Source organism: Novosphingobium piscinae (assembly GCF_014230355.1).
In the GTDB taxonomy this organism is placed as follows: Bacteria; Pseudomonadota; Alphaproteobacteria; order Sphingomonadales; family Sphingomonadaceae; genus Novosphingobium; species Novosphingobium piscinae.
Map to the genome: position 1 here is coordinate 19698 of NZ_JACLAX010000011.1, position 14867 is coordinate 34564.

General features: G+C 71.3%; 13 protein-coding genes. 7 read left to right on the plus strand and 6 right to left on the minus strand.

The genetic code is table 11. From position 1 onward, the window contains the following. Positions 1–11 precede the first annotated feature (11 nt). Positions 12–1952 carry an outer membrane protein assembly factor BamB family protein gene (locus H7F53_RS11710; protein ID WP_246438861.1) on the plus strand — a complete coding sequence of 647 codons (1941 nt, stop codon included), beginning with the start codon at positions 12–14 and terminating at the stop codon, positions 1950–1952. A gap of 70 nt (positions 1953–2022) precedes the next feature. Here the strand turns inward: H7F53_RS11710 and H7F53_RS11715 are convergent, their stop codons facing one another. The 4 genes from H7F53_RS11715 to H7F53_RS11730 form a co-directional block, all read right to left on the minus strand. Beyond that, complete coding sequence (locus H7F53_RS11715) at positions 2023–3336, minus strand: family 1 glycosylhydrolase (RefSeq protein ID WP_185679676.1); 1314 nt, start codon at positions 3334–3336, stop codon at positions 2023–2025. An 86-nt stretch (positions 3337–3422) separates the two neighbouring features. Continuing rightward, positions 3423–4433 (minus strand): TonB-dependent receptor plug domain-containing protein, encoded by a 1011-nt coding sequence (locus tag H7F53_RS11720; protein WP_221773710.1) that lies wholly within the window; start codon positions 4431–4433, stop codon positions 3423–3425. A gap of 26 nt (positions 4434–4459) precedes the next feature. Next, positions 4460–4864, minus strand: a complete 405-nt coding sequence (locus tag H7F53_RS11725; RefSeq protein WP_185679678.1) for a C-glycoside deglycosidase beta subunit domain-containing protein — start codon at positions 4862–4864, stop codon at positions 4460–4462. After that, positions 4857–5759, minus strand: coding sequence for a TIM barrel protein (locus tag H7F53_RS11730; protein ID WP_185679679.1), 903 nt, complete (start codon positions 5757–5759; stop codon positions 4857–4859). The genes H7F53_RS11725 and H7F53_RS11730 overlap by 8 nt, the downstream gene beginning before the upstream one ends. Before the next feature lie 167 nt (positions 5760–5926). On the opposite strand from H7F53_RS11730, the gene H7F53_RS11735 reads away from it, so the two are divergent. Further along, complete coding sequence (locus tag H7F53_RS11735) at positions 5927–6547, plus strand: TetR/AcrR family transcriptional regulator (protein ID WP_185679680.1); 621 nt, start codon at positions 5927–5929, stop codon at positions 6545–6547. Between the two features lie 95 nt (positions 6548–6642). Continuing rightward, the gene (locus H7F53_RS11740) at positions 6643–7605 is read left to right on the plus strand and encodes an alpha/beta hydrolase (protein WP_185679681.1); all 963 of its coding nucleotides are present in this window, start codon (positions 6643–6645) and stop codon (positions 7603–7605) included. Between the two features lie 51 nt (positions 7606–7656). Here the strand turns inward: H7F53_RS11740 and H7F53_RS11745 are convergent, their stop codons facing one another. Together H7F53_RS11745 and H7F53_RS11750 are read right to left on the minus strand one after the other, a co-directional pair. After that, positions 7657–8658 (minus strand): LacI family DNA-binding transcriptional regulator, encoded by a 1002-nt coding sequence (locus H7F53_RS11745; RefSeq protein WP_185679682.1) that lies wholly within the window; start codon positions 8656–8658, stop codon positions 7657–7659. A gap of 20 nt (positions 8659–8678) precedes the next feature. Further along, positions 8679–9860: a cytochrome P450 gene (locus H7F53_RS11750; RefSeq protein ID WP_185679683.1), complete on the minus strand. Its 1182-nt coding sequence runs from the start codon at positions 9858–9860 to the stop codon at positions 8679–8681. A 208-nt stretch (positions 9861–10068) separates the two neighbouring features. Here H7F53_RS11750 and H7F53_RS11755 point away from each other — a divergent pair, with 208 nt between their 5' ends. From H7F53_RS11755 to H7F53_RS11770, 4 genes are read left to right on the plus strand one after another with little or no spacing between them, the layout of a single operon-like run. Then, positions 10069–11376, plus strand: a complete 1308-nt coding sequence (locus tag H7F53_RS11755) for an MFS transporter (protein ID WP_185679684.1) — start codon at positions 10069–10071, stop codon at positions 11374–11376. Beyond that, positions 11373–12566, plus strand: coding sequence for a Bcr/CflA family efflux MFS transporter (locus H7F53_RS11760; RefSeq protein ID WP_185679685.1), 1194 nt, complete (start codon positions 11373–11375; stop codon positions 12564–12566). The genes H7F53_RS11755 and H7F53_RS11760 overlap by 4 nt, the downstream gene beginning before the upstream one ends. Then, on the plus strand, positions 12563–14071 hold the full coding sequence (locus H7F53_RS11765; RefSeq protein WP_185679686.1) for a hypothetical protein: 1509 nt from the start codon (positions 12563–12565) through the stop codon (positions 14069–14071). The genes H7F53_RS11760 and H7F53_RS11765 overlap by 4 nt, the downstream gene beginning before the upstream one ends. Further along, entirely contained in the window at positions 14068–14838 is a 771-nt protein-coding gene (locus H7F53_RS11770; protein WP_185679687.1) for a hypothetical protein, read from the plus strand. The genes H7F53_RS11765 and H7F53_RS11770 overlap by 4 nt, the downstream gene beginning before the upstream one ends. Positions 14839–14867 lie beyond the last annotated feature (29 nt).

The following is a 14867-nucleotide window of genomic DNA, read 5'->3' on the forward strand; positions in this document are numbered from 1 at the left end:
GGACCCGCCGCATGACCATGCCTTCCCTCATCCCCGCCCGGCTCAGCGAAGCCCGCCTCCCGCTGGCCCGCCGCCTGCTAGCGCTGTGCCTGCCCGCCCTGGCTGCCGGCGGGCTGGCCACCGCCTCGCTGCTCGGCGCCGCCCCGGCCAAGCGCATCGCCTCGACCGACGATCTGCAGAGCTTCGACACCCCGCGGATCGATCCCGCCACCGCGCCGGGCCGGCCGCTGTTCGAGCAGCACTGCGCGATGTGCCACATGGGCGGCGTGGCCAAGGCGCCCTCGCCCGCGTTCCTCGCCATGGTGGCGCCGGATTCGATCGTCGCCGCGCTCACCGACGGGGTGATGCGCAACCAGGCCGCGATGCTCAGCCCGGCCGAAAAGATCCAGGTGGCCGAGTACATCACCCGCACGCCCTATGCCGCCTACCGCCGCCCGGCGCCGCCGGCGCAGTGCAGCGCGGATCGCGCCGCGCTGGATCTGACCGACCCGCCCGCGGCGATCGGCTGGGGGCTCGACAACCGCCGCTTCGTCCCGGCCGCCACCGCGCAGCTGCCGGTGGCAGCCGTGCCGAAGCTCAAGCTCAAGTGGGCCTTCGCCTACCCGGCAGCCAACCGCGCGCGGTCACAGCCGACGCTGGCCTGGGGCACCCTGTTCGTCGGCAGCCAGGATGGCACGGTCTACGCGTTCGATCCGGACAGCGGCTGCACCCGCTGGACCACCCGGATCAGCGCCGAGGTGCGCACCGCGATCGTGGCCGACGCGGCGACCAAGCGGCTCTATTTCGGGGATCTGCTCGGCAAGGTCCACGCGCTCGACGCATTGACCGGCAGGGAGCTGTGGGCCGAGCGGATGAGCGATCATCCCGATGCCACGATCACCGGCACCCCCACGCTGGGCGGCGGGCTGCTCTATGTTCCGGTCTCCTCGCTCGAGGTGGTCCAGGCCGCGGACCCCGCCTATGCCTGCTGCACCTTCCGCGGCTCGGTCGTCGCGCTCGATCCGGCCACCGGCCGTGAAGTCTGGCGGGCCTGGACCGCGGGCGAGCCGCGGCCCCAGGGCAAGACCGCAGCCGGAACCGCGATCCTCGGACCGTCCGGCTCGCCGGTCTGGAACAGCCCGACCTTCGACGCCGCCTCGGGCCGGCTCTATTTCGGCAGCGGCGAGAACTATTCGAGCCCGGCCGATGGCAGCTCGGACGCGATCTTCGCGCTCGAGGCCAAGACCGGACGGCTGCTTTGGCGGACCCAGCTGACCTCGCGCGATGCGTGGAACGTGGGCTGCATGGTCGGCAACGATTCCTGCCCGGTCGAGAACGGGCCGGACTACGACGTCGCCGCCAGCCCGCTGCTGATCACCGGCGACAACGGCCAGCCGGTGCTGGTCGCCGGGCAGAAGTCGGGACAGGCCTGGGGGCTCGATCCCGCGACCGGGCAGATCCGCTGGCGCACGCGGCTTGGCCATGGCGGCACCCAGGGCGGCGTGCACTTCGGGATGGCCGCCGAGGGCGGGACGGTGTTCGTCCCGATCAACGACATGGCCGACACCGGCGACGCGCGCGTCTACGACGTCAAGCAACGCGGTGCCGGGCTCCACGCGCTCGACGCCGCGACCGGCAAGGTCAAGTGGTTCGCCCGCGCGCCCGACGCGTGCCGCGGGATCAAGTTCTGCGATCCCGGGATCTCGGCGGCCGTGACGGCGATCCCCGGCGCGGTCTTCGCCGGCCACCTCGACGGCATGCTGCGCGCCTACGACAGCCGCTCCGGCCGGGTGTTGTGGCAGGTCGATACCAAGCGGCCAATGACCACGATCGACGGGCGCACCACCAAGGGCGGCAGCATGAGCGGCCCCGGCGCCGCGGTGTGGAAGGGCAAGGTCGTCGTCAACTCGGGCTACGGCATGTACAGCCACATGGCGGGCAACGCGCTGATGGTGTTCGAGCCGGCGCGCTGAGCGGCACGCCTCCCGGCGGATCGGTGATCCGCCGGGAGCAGGGGCTCCCGAGACCGCCCCTAGATCGCCCCTAGACCGCGTTGCGCCGGGCGATCGCGCCGAGCACGGCCGCGCTCGGCTTGGCGGTGCGGGCGAAGGTGATCGGGTCGAAGCTGTGCAGCCCGAAGCGATACTTGTAGCCGAAGCCCCATTCGAAGTTGTCGACCAGCGACCAATGGCAATAGCCGCGCACCGGTACGCCATCGTCGATCGCGCGCTTGAGCTCGGCCAGCGCGGCGGGGATCAGCCACTGTCGCAGGCTGTCGTCATCGCTGTTGACGCCGTGCTCGGTGACATAGACCGGCAGCCGCGTCGCCTCCCAGGCATAGCGCACCGCGCCGGCCAGCGAACCCGGCCAGACCTCGGCCCCCGCGGTGTTGCGCCGGGCGTCGGCCGGGGGCGGCACCTCGCCGCGGGCGTCCCAGCGCTTGCGCTCGTAGTTCTGCACTCCGACGAAGTCGCAGGTCTGTGCAGCCAGACGCAGCCACTCGCCGTAGTAGCGCTCCCGCACGCGGTCGCGCAGCGAGCCCCGGCCGACCGCCTGGTCGTCGAGGATCGCGAGGCTCACCCCCACCGGCAGGTCGGGGCGGACCGCCTTGATCGCGGCCAGACCGCGGCGATGGCCTTCCATCATGCCGGCGCGGTAGACCGGCACGTTCTCGACGTAGAGCGCCACCCCCGGGGCATAGCGCGCCACGCCCAGCTGGCGCGCCGCGGCCTCCTGCATCGCCTTGTCCCCGGCGACGAGCTCCGCCGGGAGGATCTCGCCGATCACGCCGGCCAGGTTGGGCTCGTTGAGCGTGAGCGCCAGCGCGATCCCCTCGGCGAGGTGGCGGGCGGCCCGATCGCAGAAGCGCGCGAACAGCCGGGGGGCCTCGGGATGGCTCCAGCCCCCCTGGGCGGCGAACCAGCGCGGCGTGGTGAAGTGGTTGAAGGTGACGATCGGCTGCAGCCCGCGCGCGCGGCAGCCGGCGATCATCGCCCTGTAGTGATCGAGCATGGCCAGCGAGAAGTGGCCCGGGTCGGGCTCGATCCGGGCCCACTCGAGGCTGAAGCGATAGGTGTTGAGCCCCAGCGCCTTGACCAGATCAAGATCGACCGGCCAGAGCGCGAAGCTGTTGGCGGCATCGCCCGAGCGGTCGGCAAAGAGCGTGCCCGGCAGGTTCTCGATCACCCACAGGTCGGCGTTGAGATTGTTGCCTTCGACCTGGTGCGCGGCGGTCGCGGCGCCCCACAGGAAACCCTCGGGAAAGTGCGGATCGGGCGCGGCACCAAGGGCCCGCGCGGCGGGCCCCAGAACCGCCGTGGCGGCCAGCGCGGCCAGGGTTGTACGGCGGTCAGGCATCAGGCGTGGTCTCCCGTTGGGGCTGATCGTGTCGCGCGGGGTGCGGTGGGCGGCCCCCGTGAGCCGCCCACCCTGCCTTATTGGAATCAGAAGTCCAATCCAAAGTTCACCCCGATCTGGCGGACCGAGTTGAAGCCGTAGAGCTGGCCCAGGCCGACCTGGCCGGTCAGACGGTTGCTCGCTGGCAGCGCAATCCGCAGTTCGTTGGTGAACTGGCGGTAGCGCGTGTCCGAATAGTTGCGGTCGGCGCCATTGCTGTTGGTGTAGTCGGTATCGAAGTTCTGCTCGCGGTCGGCAGCCTTCCAGGCGGCGGTATTGCTGATCTCGACCCCCGAACCGGTGACATAGGCCAGGGTCGCCTGGACACCCCCGCGCGAGACGTCGCGGAAGAACTGGCCGTTGCCGGCGATCAGCAGGTTGGTGGCGCTGGGAACGATGCCCAGCGCATCGTTGAGCGGCCTGGCCCCGGCCAGCGGGGAGAGGCTCGAATAGGGACGGTCGAAGTAGGTGGCGATGCCCTTCTCGCGGTTGTAGTCACCGATCACGTAGAGCGAGAGGGCCTCGCTCAGGTTGACCAGGTACTTGGCGCGCAGACCCCACTGCTCCTGGCCGAAATCGCCCGAGCCGCTGCCGATGAACTTCACCACCGGGTCCTGGGTCGAATTGACCGCGTTGAGCCGCAGCGCCGAGTCTTCCGAGACGGGAATGTTGAGCGTGGCCTGGCCGACCAGTCCGAGGCCATTGTTCGGCGTGGTCGGACGATGCACGCCCTCGACCTGCAGGTTGCCCTCGAAGGCGCCGATGCGCGGCCGGTTGGTGACGATGTTGAGCAGGCCTGCCGAGGCGTTCTTGCCGAACAGCATGCCCTGCGGGCCGCTCAGCACCTCGACCCGGGCGACGTCGTAGAACTGGCCGACCGCACCGCCGAGGATCGAGTTGGCGAGGTTCACCTCGTCCTGCTGGATGGCCACGCTCGATTCCAGCGTCTGCTGGAAGGCCAGCGTGCCCACGCCGCGGATCGTGAAGTTGTTCTCGCCGCTGACCTGCAGGCTCGGGGCCGCGGGGGCGCTCTGCGCGAGCGCCGGGGCAGCGGCCACCACGCGGCAGGCCGGCGCGGGTCCGGTCAGGCCATGACGATGGTGGCGTGGCGCGCGTCGCGGGCCACCGCCGACTGATGGGCTGGCGGGAAGTAGGGGTGGCGGTAGCCGATCGCGCTTTCGACCCAGTGGACCCCGGGGGCGAGGCCACCGGGCCGGGGCACGATCACCGTCATGTATTCGCCCACGGCCAGCCGGGTCTCGGTGGCGGCGTCGAGCTCGGCCGGGGTATAGACCCGGCTGCCGATGCGGACGAGGTTGTGCGCCGCGGGATAGAGCACCCCGTCGACGGTGATGGTGACCCCCTCGATCAGGCTGAGCCGGGTGCCGCGGTAATTGGCCTGGCGCAGGCGCAGTTCGAACCCGGTGCGCTCCCCGACCGGCCCGACGTTGCGGAAGCCGGTGCTCTGGATATGGCTGCGCTCAAGCATGCTGGGCCTCCCACTCGGCCTCGAGCCGACGGATCAGCGCGTGCTGGCGGCGCACCTGCTCGATCGCCACCCACGGATCGCGAACGCCCTCGTATTCGCTCGACAGGTAACCGGCGTAGCCGAGCGCCTTGAGCCGGGGCACAATCCGCTCCCATGGGATCTGGTGATCGTGCAGGTCCTCATCGACGTGATGGAACTTGGCCTGGATGAACGGGACATAGCGGATGATGTCGTCGAGATGCTCGACCGGCACCTTGATGCCGTTGACCATGTCGGGGGCATCCTTGCGGATCGCCTCGATGTCGCCGCCGCCCCAGGCCGTCAGCGGGCGGTCCTGGAAGATGCCGGTATCGAGCATCAGCCCGAAGTTCCTGGTGCCGGTCCGCTCGATGAAAGCGATGTACCCCTCGGTCACCGGATGGTGGATCGGGGTCGGGGCGTGGATCTCGGGCAGGATGATGATGCCGAGCGCCTGCGCGAGGTCGAGGTTGCGCTCGACCGCCCCTTCCCAGATGGGGTCGGGCGTCAGATTGTAGTCGATCACGCCGAACTTGGGACGGATGAACTTGAAGCCCAGCCGGTGCGCCAGCCTGAGGTCGAGCGCGATCTGCTCGGCCCCTTCGGCGACGGTCAGCTTGCGGTCGAGCTGGATCCGGGTGTCGACCCAGCAGGCAAAGTTGGTCGGCTCAAGCTGGTAGCGCTCGAGCTGGGCGAACCAGTGGTCGAGCCAGGCCGCCGGCGGCTCGGGATAGAGCGGCACGCTGGTTTCGCCGAGGATCTCGAGCCCGGTCGCACCGGTGTCGGCGACGTGATCGAACGCGTCGTCAAGCGTCATCACCGTGCCGAGGTCGTCGGTATAGCTGTACAGCGAAACGCCGTACCGAAAGCCGGTCACTGGCCCTCTCCTTGCTGGCTTGCCGTCGCCGGGCGCCTATTGATCGTTGCTCATTAGACTCGTATTAATCGACGATCAATAGATTTCTGCGGCGGGGCGGCCCGGCTCCGCGCGGATCCGCCGGGGCGGGCTTGTCAGCCGCCAAGAACCGGGGCTAAGCCCTTGGCATGACCACCAAGGCCACCGTCCGGGAACGCCGCGGGCAACCCTCGCACCGCGAGGATCTGCGCGGCGAGCTGCTCGCCGCGGCGGTCCGCTATGTCCTGCGCGAGGGGCATGAGAGCCTGTCGATGCGCCGCCTGGCCGAGGAGGTCGGGGTCTCGCCCGGGGCGCCCTACCACCACTTTCCCGATCGCCGCGCGCTGCTGGTGGCCGTGGCGCTCGAAGGCTACCGGGCGATGTTCGCGCAGAACAGCGCCGGTGCGGACGCGGACGACGACCCGCGTGCCGCGCTGACCAGCGCCTTTCTCAACTTCATCCGCTTCGCGGCGGCCAACCCCACCCTGTTCACGCTGATGTACGAGAGCGAACTGGTCCGGCCGGTGCTGGCCCCGGAACTCGCCGAGGCCCAGGCGGAAGGCTATCAGCTGATGCGCCGGCTGATCGGCCGGATCGCCACCGGGATCAGCGATACCGAACGGGCGGTGCGGATCGCCACGATCTGGAGCGCGATCTTCGGCTATGCCTTGCAATGCAACCGCTCGATGCTGCGCGCCTATCCCGCCGAGCCGCCCCCGGACGAGCTTGCGCCCCAGGTGGTCCAGCAGGCGCTGCGCCTGCTGGCCTGACCGCGCGCTGTCGCGGGCTTTTCTTGCAAGCGCTTTCAGCTACAGTGGCGCCGAGCCGCCGGAATCGCTCCGGTCGGGCCGGTCAGGGAGAGTCCATGCCACGCCACGCCCATTGTCCGCGCCCACGCCTGCGCCCCCTGGCGCGCCTGTCCCTGTCGGTTTTCGCCCTCCTCGCCCTGCCCGCCGCGGCCGCCGTGGCCGCGCCGGGCCCGGAGCTGCCGCTGTGGCCCGGCGTGGCGCCGGGCAGCGAAGACTGGACCCAGCCCGAGCAGGTCCTGGCCGACGGGGCCAACGGGCGCCGCGTGATCAACGTCTCGGTCCCGACCATGACGGTCTATCGCCCGGCGCGCGGCCGCGGCAACGGCACCGCGATCATCGTCGCCCCGGGCGGCGGCATGCGCGTGCTGGCGATCGACTCGGGCGGCACCCGCGTGGCCGAATGGCTCAGCGCGCGGGGCTTCACCGCCGTGCTGCTGAAGTACCGCATCCGCCAGCAGGACCCCGCCCGCGCCGCGGCGGTGCCCCGCCCCTCCCCCGACGCGCCCGAGCTGACCATCGTCCGCGCCAATGCCGATCCGGCGCAGGACGATCCGGCGATGGCCTCGGTCTACCGGATGGCCGTGGCCGATGCGGCCCAGGCGATCCGGCTGGTGCGCGGCCATGCGCGGGACTGGCGCATCGATCCGGCCCGGGTCGGCATTCTCGGCTTCTCGGCCGGGGGCGGCGTGGCCGTGGGCACGGCGCTGGCCGAGCCCGGTCCGGGCTACCCCGCCTTCGTCGCCACACTGTTCGGTCCGGCCCTCGCCGACGTGACCGTGCCCGCCGCGGCGCCACCGCTGTTCATGGCGGTGCGGCAGGACCACTGGAACGTCACCCCGGGGCTCGTCGCGCTGTTCAGCACCTGGCGCGCGGCGCGCAAGCCGGCCGAGCTGCACGTCTACGACATGGCCAACGGGCAGATCGGCATGGCCCCGACCGGCACCCCGATCGACGGCTGGAAGGACCGCCTGCTCGAATGGCTTGCGCTGCGCGGTTTCGCCCCCCGGCCTAGGCGATAAGGATCCGGACGATGACAGCCGGGCGCGGCAGGCCGGCCGCGCCGCTCGGGGTCAGGCGCTCTCGCGCGCGATCAGGCGGAAGCCCACGTCGATCACGCTGGCCGGGACGGTCTCGCCGGCGTCGCGCTGGCGGATCGCGGCGATCGCCTCGCGGGCGATGCGCGCGCCGTCGATGTCCACCGTGGTGATCGTCGGACGCATGTCGCCGGCGATCGACGAATTGCCGAAGCCGACCACGGCGAGCTGGTCAGGCACGCGCAGCCCGGCGGCCTGGGCCTCGATGATCAGGCCCTGCGCGAGGTAATCCGAACCGCAAACCACCACGTCCGGCGCCGGATCCATGTGGCGCAGGTCGGCGAAGACCTTGCGCGCGTGGCCGAAGCGCGTGGGGATCGAGACCGTGGCCTCGGTCACCGGCCCGCCTACCTGCACGGCCCATTCGGCGACGAACCCGTCCCGGCGCTGCATCGCGCGCGATCCCGGCGCCGTGACGATGTGCGGCCGGCGATAGCCGCGCGCGGCAAGGAACCGCGCGATGTCCCGGCCGACGTCGCGGTGGTGGAAGCCGATCGCCAGCCCGGGCGGGTGCTCGGGCAGGTCCCAGACCTGGATGAACAGCACCGGACTGCGCCGCACCAGGGCCTTGGTCTCCTCGTCGAGCGGACCGGTCGAGATGATCGCGTCGACCCGCCGGCTCAGCGCGGCGCGGATCATCTCGGCCTCGCGGCGCGGCAACAGCCCGGTCAGCCCCATCATCACGTTCAGTCCCGAGGCGGCGAGCTCGTTGACCATCGCCTCGATCGTGTCGTTGAAGATCGAATCGACCAGGTGGGGGATCAGCACGGCGACCATGCGCGACTTCGACGAGGCGAGCCCCCCGGCCATCAGGTTGGGGATATAGCCGGTCGCCTCGATCGCGGCCTTGATCCGCTCGGCCGTCCGCGGCGCGACCACGTCGGGGTTGTTGATGTAGCGGCTGACCGTGGCCGAGGAGACCTCGGCATGGGCGGCGACATCGTCGAGCGTGGTGTTGCGGGCGGGAGCCTGGCTCATCGCGGCAACACTAGCGCCGCTCAGCCGAAGCGCAACGGCACCTGCAACGGACCGATCTCGGGCCAGCGGCTCATGGTGATTTCGCCGGCCAGCGAGAAGCCGTCCGGCGTCGCGCGCATCAGCTCTTCCATCGCCACGCGCAGCTGCATCCGCCCGAGGTGCAGCCCCGGACAATTGTGGGGGCCGCGGCCGAAGGCCAGGCTCTCGGCGATGTTGGGGCGGTTGAGGATGAACCGGTCGCCCTCGGGAAAGACGCTCTCGTCGCGGTTGGCCGAACAGTAGAGCAAGGCGATCGGCTCGCCCTCGAGGATCGTGCGCCCGCCCAGCGTGACGTCGCGCGCGGGAGTGCGGGCAAAGCCGCGGTAAGGCGAATAGAGCCGCAGGAACTCCTCGATCGCGGCGGGCCACAGCGCGGGATCGTCGCGCAGCTGCTGCTGCAGCGCAGGGTGGCGGCACAGGTGCACGCAGATCGAGCCGATCATCACCAGCGGGGCGACAATGCCGACCAGCAGGACCTGCCGCACCGTGCCGACCACCATCTCCTCGGGCAGCGGGGCGCCCTCGTGCCGCGCGGCCAGCAGCGCGCTGGTCGGGTCGAGCGCGGGATCCTGGGGCGCCTCGCGCCGCATCCGGATCAGCTCGCGGGCCATCTCGTAGAGCCGCAGGCTGGTTTCCTTCATCCGTTCGGGATGGTTCATGTGCACCGCCAGGACGAAAGCCCGGCCCGCATCGTGCAGCGGATCGAGCAGGTGGCCCGGCATGCGCATCCATTCGCCGAAGATGTGGACCGGCAGATGGCTCGAAAACTCGCGGCAGATGTCGCCCCCGCCGCGCGCGACCAGCGGCGCGAGCAGGCGCTGCGCCAGCCGGCGCGCGGCCGGGGCGAAGCTTTCCGAGCGCTCCTGCGACAGCAGTGGATTGAGCGCCTTGCGATAGGGGGTGTGCTCGGGCGGATCGAGATGCAGCGGAGGACGGCGGCCGGTGAAAGCCACCTTGGGCACGACGTTCTGGCGCGAGGTGAGAAAGGTGGCCGAATCGGTCGCCGCGCGCTTGACGTCCTCGTAGCGCGCCAGGGCCCAGAACCCGCCGAGCGCCCCGGTGTGCGCCACCGGGCATTCCGCCCGCAGGCGGCTGAACTCGCGGTGGGCGCTGTCGAAATCCTCCGGGGTTTCCGGATCGAAGTCTTGGGTCGGCGCGGACATGCCGGCCGGGATAGAACCGCACGGGCCGTCATGCAAGCGCTTGCTCACGATGGCGCCGGGGCGGTTCGGGCCCGTGACGGCCGTCCCGGCGGCCGGTAGCTCCACAGACAGCGGGATAACCGCCCACCCCCCCGGATCAATCGGAACCGCTGCGGGGAAATCGGTCGACGCCGCCTTATGCAAGCGCTAACACAGGGCCGGGACCGGGATGGAGCCGAATCAGGGCGTGCAGCAGACCATCGAGCAAGTCATCGGCCGAAAGGTCATACGGCGGCTGGTGCTGCCCTGCATCCTGTTCACCCTGATGGGCTCGATCGACCGCACCAACGTGGGCTTCGCGGCGCTGCAGATGAACACCGATCTCGGGCTCTCGGCCACGGCTTACGGGTTCGGCGCGGGGATCCTGTTCGTCGGCTATGTGCTGGCCAAGTATCCCAGCGTGCGGCTCTACGAGACGATCGGGTTTCGCCGCTGGCTGGCGACGATCACCCTTGCCTGGGGGCTGGCCGCCTGCCTGCTGGCGCTGATCCAGACCCAGGGCCAGCTTTACCTGCTGCGGGTGCTGATCGGCTTCGCCGAGGGCGGGCTGTCGTCCGGGCTGATGCTCTATCTCGGGCACTGGGCGCCGGAGCGCTGGCGGGCCACGATCCTGGCCGTGCCGATCATGTCGATCAACGTCTCGCAAGTGATCGGCGGGCCGCTCTCGGGCCTGCTGCTCGACATGGACAACCCGCTCGGCATCGCCGGCTGGCGCTTCATGTTCCTGGTCGAGGCCCTGCCCGCGGTGGCGCTGGCGGTCTTCGCCTGGTGCTACTTCCCCGACCGCCCGGCCGATGCCGCCTGGCTCGACGCGGCCGAGCGGCAATGGCTGCGCGATCATGTCCATGCCGAACGGCGCAAGGCGCCCGGCGGGGACGGGTCGGGCCGGTGGGAGGCGCTGCGCAGCCGCAGCGGATGGCTCTGCGCGCTGATCTGGTTCTGCATCCTGGCCAGCAACTACGGCGTCATGTTCTGGCTGCCGACGATCGTGAAGGGTCTGTCTGGCCTGACCGCGACCCAGACCGGCCTGATCGTCGCATTGCCCAATGCCGCGGCTGCGGTAGGGCTGCTGATCAACGCACGCCATTCGGACCGGACCGGCGAGCGCTTCCTGCACATTGCCCTGCCCGCGCTGGTCGGCGGCTTCGGCCTGCTCGGCGCGCTGCTGCTCGGCCCGGGGCCGGGCGGGTTGGCCCTGCTGATCCTCGGCGGCGCCTGCACCGGCTGCACCGTCGCCGCGTTCTGGGCGGTCCCGACCCGGATCCTGCGCCCCGAGGCGCTGGCGATGGGCGTGGTCATGATCAACATGCTCGGCTCCTTCGCCGGGGCGCTGATCCCGCCGGCGATGGGTGCGCTGCGCGAGGCCAGCGGGTCTTACCTGCCGCCCACCCTGCTCATCACCGGGATCGCCTGCCTGCTGGCGACGCTGTGTCTGATCACCCGGGCACAGATCGCCCGCAGCGGGGCAACCCCATGACCCTGCGCGGCCTCCTCCTCCCCCGCGCTGCCACGCCCGCCCGCCGCCCGGGCAGCGGCGTGGTGCTGGCGCTTGCCGGGCTGGCCGCGCTCGGTTCGCTGGCGACCCAGCTGGTCGTCCCGGCCCTGCCGCCGATCGCCCACGCCTTCGCCGCCAGCCCGGCCGCGGTGCAAAAGGTGATCGGGGTCTATCTGCTGGGGTTGGCGATCGGCCAGTTCGTCGCCGGCCCGCTCAGCGACCGCGCCGGGCGTCGTCCGGTGCTGCTCGGTGGCCTGGCCCTGTTCGTCTGCGGCAGCCTCGCCGCAGCACTGGCCCCGGCCCTGCCGCTGCTGCTCGCGGCGCGGCTGGTACAGGCGCTGGGCGGGGCCTGCGGGATCGTCGTCGCGCGGGTCATGGTGGGCGACCTGTTCCCACCAGACGAGGTCGCCGCCCGGCAGGCCACGCTGATGTCGGTGGTCCTCATCTCCCCCGCCGTCGCCCCGGTGATCGGCGGGCTGATCGCCGAGGCGGCCGGCTGGCGCGCGGTCTTCGGGCTGCTCACCCTGACCGGCGCGCTGGTCGCGCTCGCGGCGCTGGGCCGCCTCGGCGAGACCCGCCGCACCCCCGCCGCGCCCGGCCCCGGGCTGCTGGCGGCCTGGCGCGAGCTGGCCGGGCTGCCCCGCTTCACCGGCCATGCCCTGGCGATCGCCTGCGGCAGCGCGGCGCTCTATACCTTCCTCGCCGCGGCGCCGTTCCTGCTGGCGCGCGACCACGGGCTCGGCCCGCGCGACACCGGCCTGCTGCTGCTGCTGATCGCGGCCAGCAGCATCGTCGGCACGCGCTGCGTCCGCCGCCTCAACCGCACCGGCCGCGGCGCGGTGCGCGGCGCGGCCTGGGCGGCCGGGGGCGCCATGCTGCTGGTCGTCTTCGCTGTCGCCGGGTGGCACCAGCTGGCCGCCTTCGTCGGACCGATGGTGCTGATCGGCTTCGGCACCGGGGTCCTCGGCCCGACCGGAATCGCGCAGGTGATCGTCGCCCGCCCGGGGCTGGAGGGCACCGCCTCGAGCCTCGCCGGCGCAGGGCAGATGCTCGCCAGTGCCCTCGCCAGCAGCCTGATCGGCGCGGCCGACACCCTGCACCTCGGCACCGTGGTGCTGAGCCTTGCCGCCCTCGCCCTTGTCTTCGCCGCCTATGGACGCCGACCCGCATGACCCTGCCCCGCCGCCTCCCCCTCCGTCTCGCCTGGCCCGCGCTGGGCGCCGCCGCGCTGGTGCTCGGTGCCGCGTCCCGTCCCGCTGCGGATGATCCCTGGTGGTCGCCGGGCGAGGGCCGGGTGTTTCCCGCCACGCTCGACTATCCCAATGCCCACGGGGTGATGCGCACCCTGCTCAGCGGCGGCCCGCTGCCGACCCGCGGCCATCCCTTCTTCGAGCCGATCGGGACCAACGGCCGCGCCTGCGTCACCTGTCACCAGCCGGCCGACGGGATGAGCCTGGCGGCCAGCACCGCCGCCGCGCGCTGGGAGCTGACCGGCGGCCGCGACCCGCTGTTCGCCGCGATCGACGGTTCGAACTGCCCGACCCTGCCGCAGGGCGAGCGGGCCTCGCATTCGCTGCTGCTCGAGCGCGGACTGTTCCGCATCCAGCGGCCCTGGCCGGTCCGGGAATGGCAGGGCCGTCCGGTCACGCCGGACTTCACGCTCGAGGTGGTGCGCGATCCCAACGGCTGCAATTCGGGGCCGCGCTACGGTCCGGCAGCCGGCAACGTCTCGGTCTATCGCCGCCCGCGCCCGGTCTCGAACTTCAAGTACCTGCTGGCGGTGGGCTTCGCCTACGATCCCAAGCAGGGCATCGCCCTGCCGCGCGATCCGCGCAGCGGCCAGATGCAGTCGGGCAACCTGATGGCCGACAACCGCGCCGGCAGCCTGTTCGAGCAGATGGCCGACGCCGCCACATCGCATCTGCAGTTGATGGGCCGGCTGACCCCGCAGCAGGAGGCGCGAATTCTCGATTTCGAAATGCGCCTGCACACGGCCCAGCAGATCAGCCATGCCGGCGGTCCGCTCGACACGCTGGGCGCCGAAGGGGGCCCGGCCAAGCTGCGCGACAGCCAGCCCGGCGCGCTCGGCTCGATCGGTACGCCGGTGTGGAGCGAGTTCGCCGCCTGGGAGAAGATCCCCGCGGCCGAGGCGGCGAAGCTGTCGCCCGAGCAGCTCGCGTTCCGCCAATCGGTGGCGCGCGGCGCGCAGGTGTTCCGCAACAAGACCTTCCTGATCACCGACAGTTCGGGGATCAATGCCCCGGTCGGTTTCGGCAACCCGGTGCGCAACTCCTGCGTGTTCTGCCACAACATGAGCCAGATGGGGAACGATGTCGCCCCGGGCCAGGTCGATCTCGGTACGACCACGCTGCCTTTCGCCGATCCCTGGCCAGACCTGCCGCTGTTCCGCATCACCTGCCGCGGCAAGCCCCACCCGTTCTACGGCCGGGTGTTCTACACCTATGATCCGGGCTTCGCGCTGACCACCGGGCGCTGCGCCGATGCCGGCAAGATCACCCTCCAGTCGATGCGCGGGCTCGCCGCCCGCGCGCCCTATTTCTCCAACGGCCTCGCCAGCGACCTGCGCGGCATCGTCGATTACTACGAGCGGCGCTACTCCATCGGCTATACCGAACAGGAGAAGCAGGACCTGGTCAACCTGATGAGCGTGCTGTGAAGAGCCTGACCCTTGCCCTCGCCCTGCTGGCCCCCCTCTCAGCCGAGGCGGCCGAGACCGGCCGGCTGGTGCGCTTCGTCTCGTGCCCGGTCTACCGCGATGCCGACAGCGGCAAGAAGAGCGGCTGCTGGCTGGCCGACGCACGCGACAGCGGCGAGCGCTTCGACGTGAGCCTGTCACCCTACAAGCCCGACTGGAACCGCGCCGTACTGGTCGAAGGGCGCACCACCGGGCAACCGGCGACACCCTGCGGCAGCCCGGTGCTCGACCCGGTGCGGACCTCGGTGCTGGACGAGCCATGCCAGCGCCACATGCTCCCGGCCGAGGGCTTTCCGGGGCGGCGGTTCGTCCTGCCGCCGCGCAACCTTGCCCCGCTGTCGGTGCCGCGCAAGCCGGTCGAGGGCCCGTTCGGTCCCCGTACCTTCGCGCTGTTTTTCGAATTCGACCGCGCCTTCGTGGTCTACCAGTACAGCGATTTCCTGCTCGACCAGGCGGCCGCCTGGCTGGCCGCGGCGCGGCCGAAACGCGTGGTGGTCACCGGCTTCGCCGCGACCGCGCCCGAGACGGTTTCGGGCCGCCTGCTGGCCGAGCGGCCCGAGGTGGCGCAGGAGCGCGCCGCGATCACCGCCGAATCGCTGCACCGCCTGCTGCCCGAGCTGGTGATCGAAACCCGCACCGAAACCGCGGCCACCCCGACCGACCTGCCCGATGCCGATGGCCTGCCGGGCCAATCGCAGCGCCGGGTCGAGATCCGCGCCGAGTTCTAGGCTCGTTTCCCCTTACGGGGAAACGGCAG

Excerpts from the sequence above, each read along its gene's own strand:
- H7F53_RS11735 (WP_185679680.1), top strand. The coding sequence starts at position 5,927 with ATGACCACCAAGGCCACCGTCCGGGAACGCCGCGGGCAACCCTCGCAC.
- H7F53_RS11765 (WP_185679686.1), top strand. The coding sequence starts at position 12,563 with ATGACCCTGCCCCGCCGCCTCCCCCTCCGTCTCGCCTGGCCCGCGCTG.
- H7F53_RS11740 (WP_185679681.1), top strand. The coding sequence starts at position 6,643 with ATGCCACGCCACGCCCATTGTCCGCGCCCACGCCTGCGCCCCCTGGCG.
- H7F53_RS11745 (WP_185679682.1), bottom strand. The coding sequence starts at position 8,658 with ATGAGCCAGGCTCCCGCCCGCAACACCACGCTCGACGATGTCGCCGCC.
- H7F53_RS11710 (WP_246438861.1), top strand. The coding sequence starts at position 12 with ATGACCATGCCTTCCCTCATCCCCGCCCGGCTCAGCGAAGCCCGCCTC.
- H7F53_RS11715 (WP_185679676.1), bottom strand. The coding sequence starts at position 3,336 with ATGCCTGACCGCCGTACAACCCTGGCCGCGCTGGCCGCCACGGCGGTT.
- H7F53_RS11750 (WP_185679683.1), bottom strand. The coding sequence starts at position 9,860 with ATGTCCGCGCCGACCCAAGACTTCGATCCGGAAACCCCGGAGGATTTC.
- H7F53_RS11725 (WP_185679678.1), bottom strand. The coding sequence starts at position 4,864 with ATGCTTGAGCGCAGCCATATCCAGAGCACCGGCTTCCGCAACGTCGGG.
- H7F53_RS11760 (WP_185679685.1), top strand. The coding sequence starts at position 11,373 with ATGACCCTGCGCGGCCTCCTCCTCCCCCGCGCTGCCACGCCCGCCCGC.
- H7F53_RS11755 (WP_185679684.1), top strand. The coding sequence starts at position 10,069 with ATGGAGCCGAATCAGGGCGTGCAGCAGACCATCGAGCAAGTCATCGGC.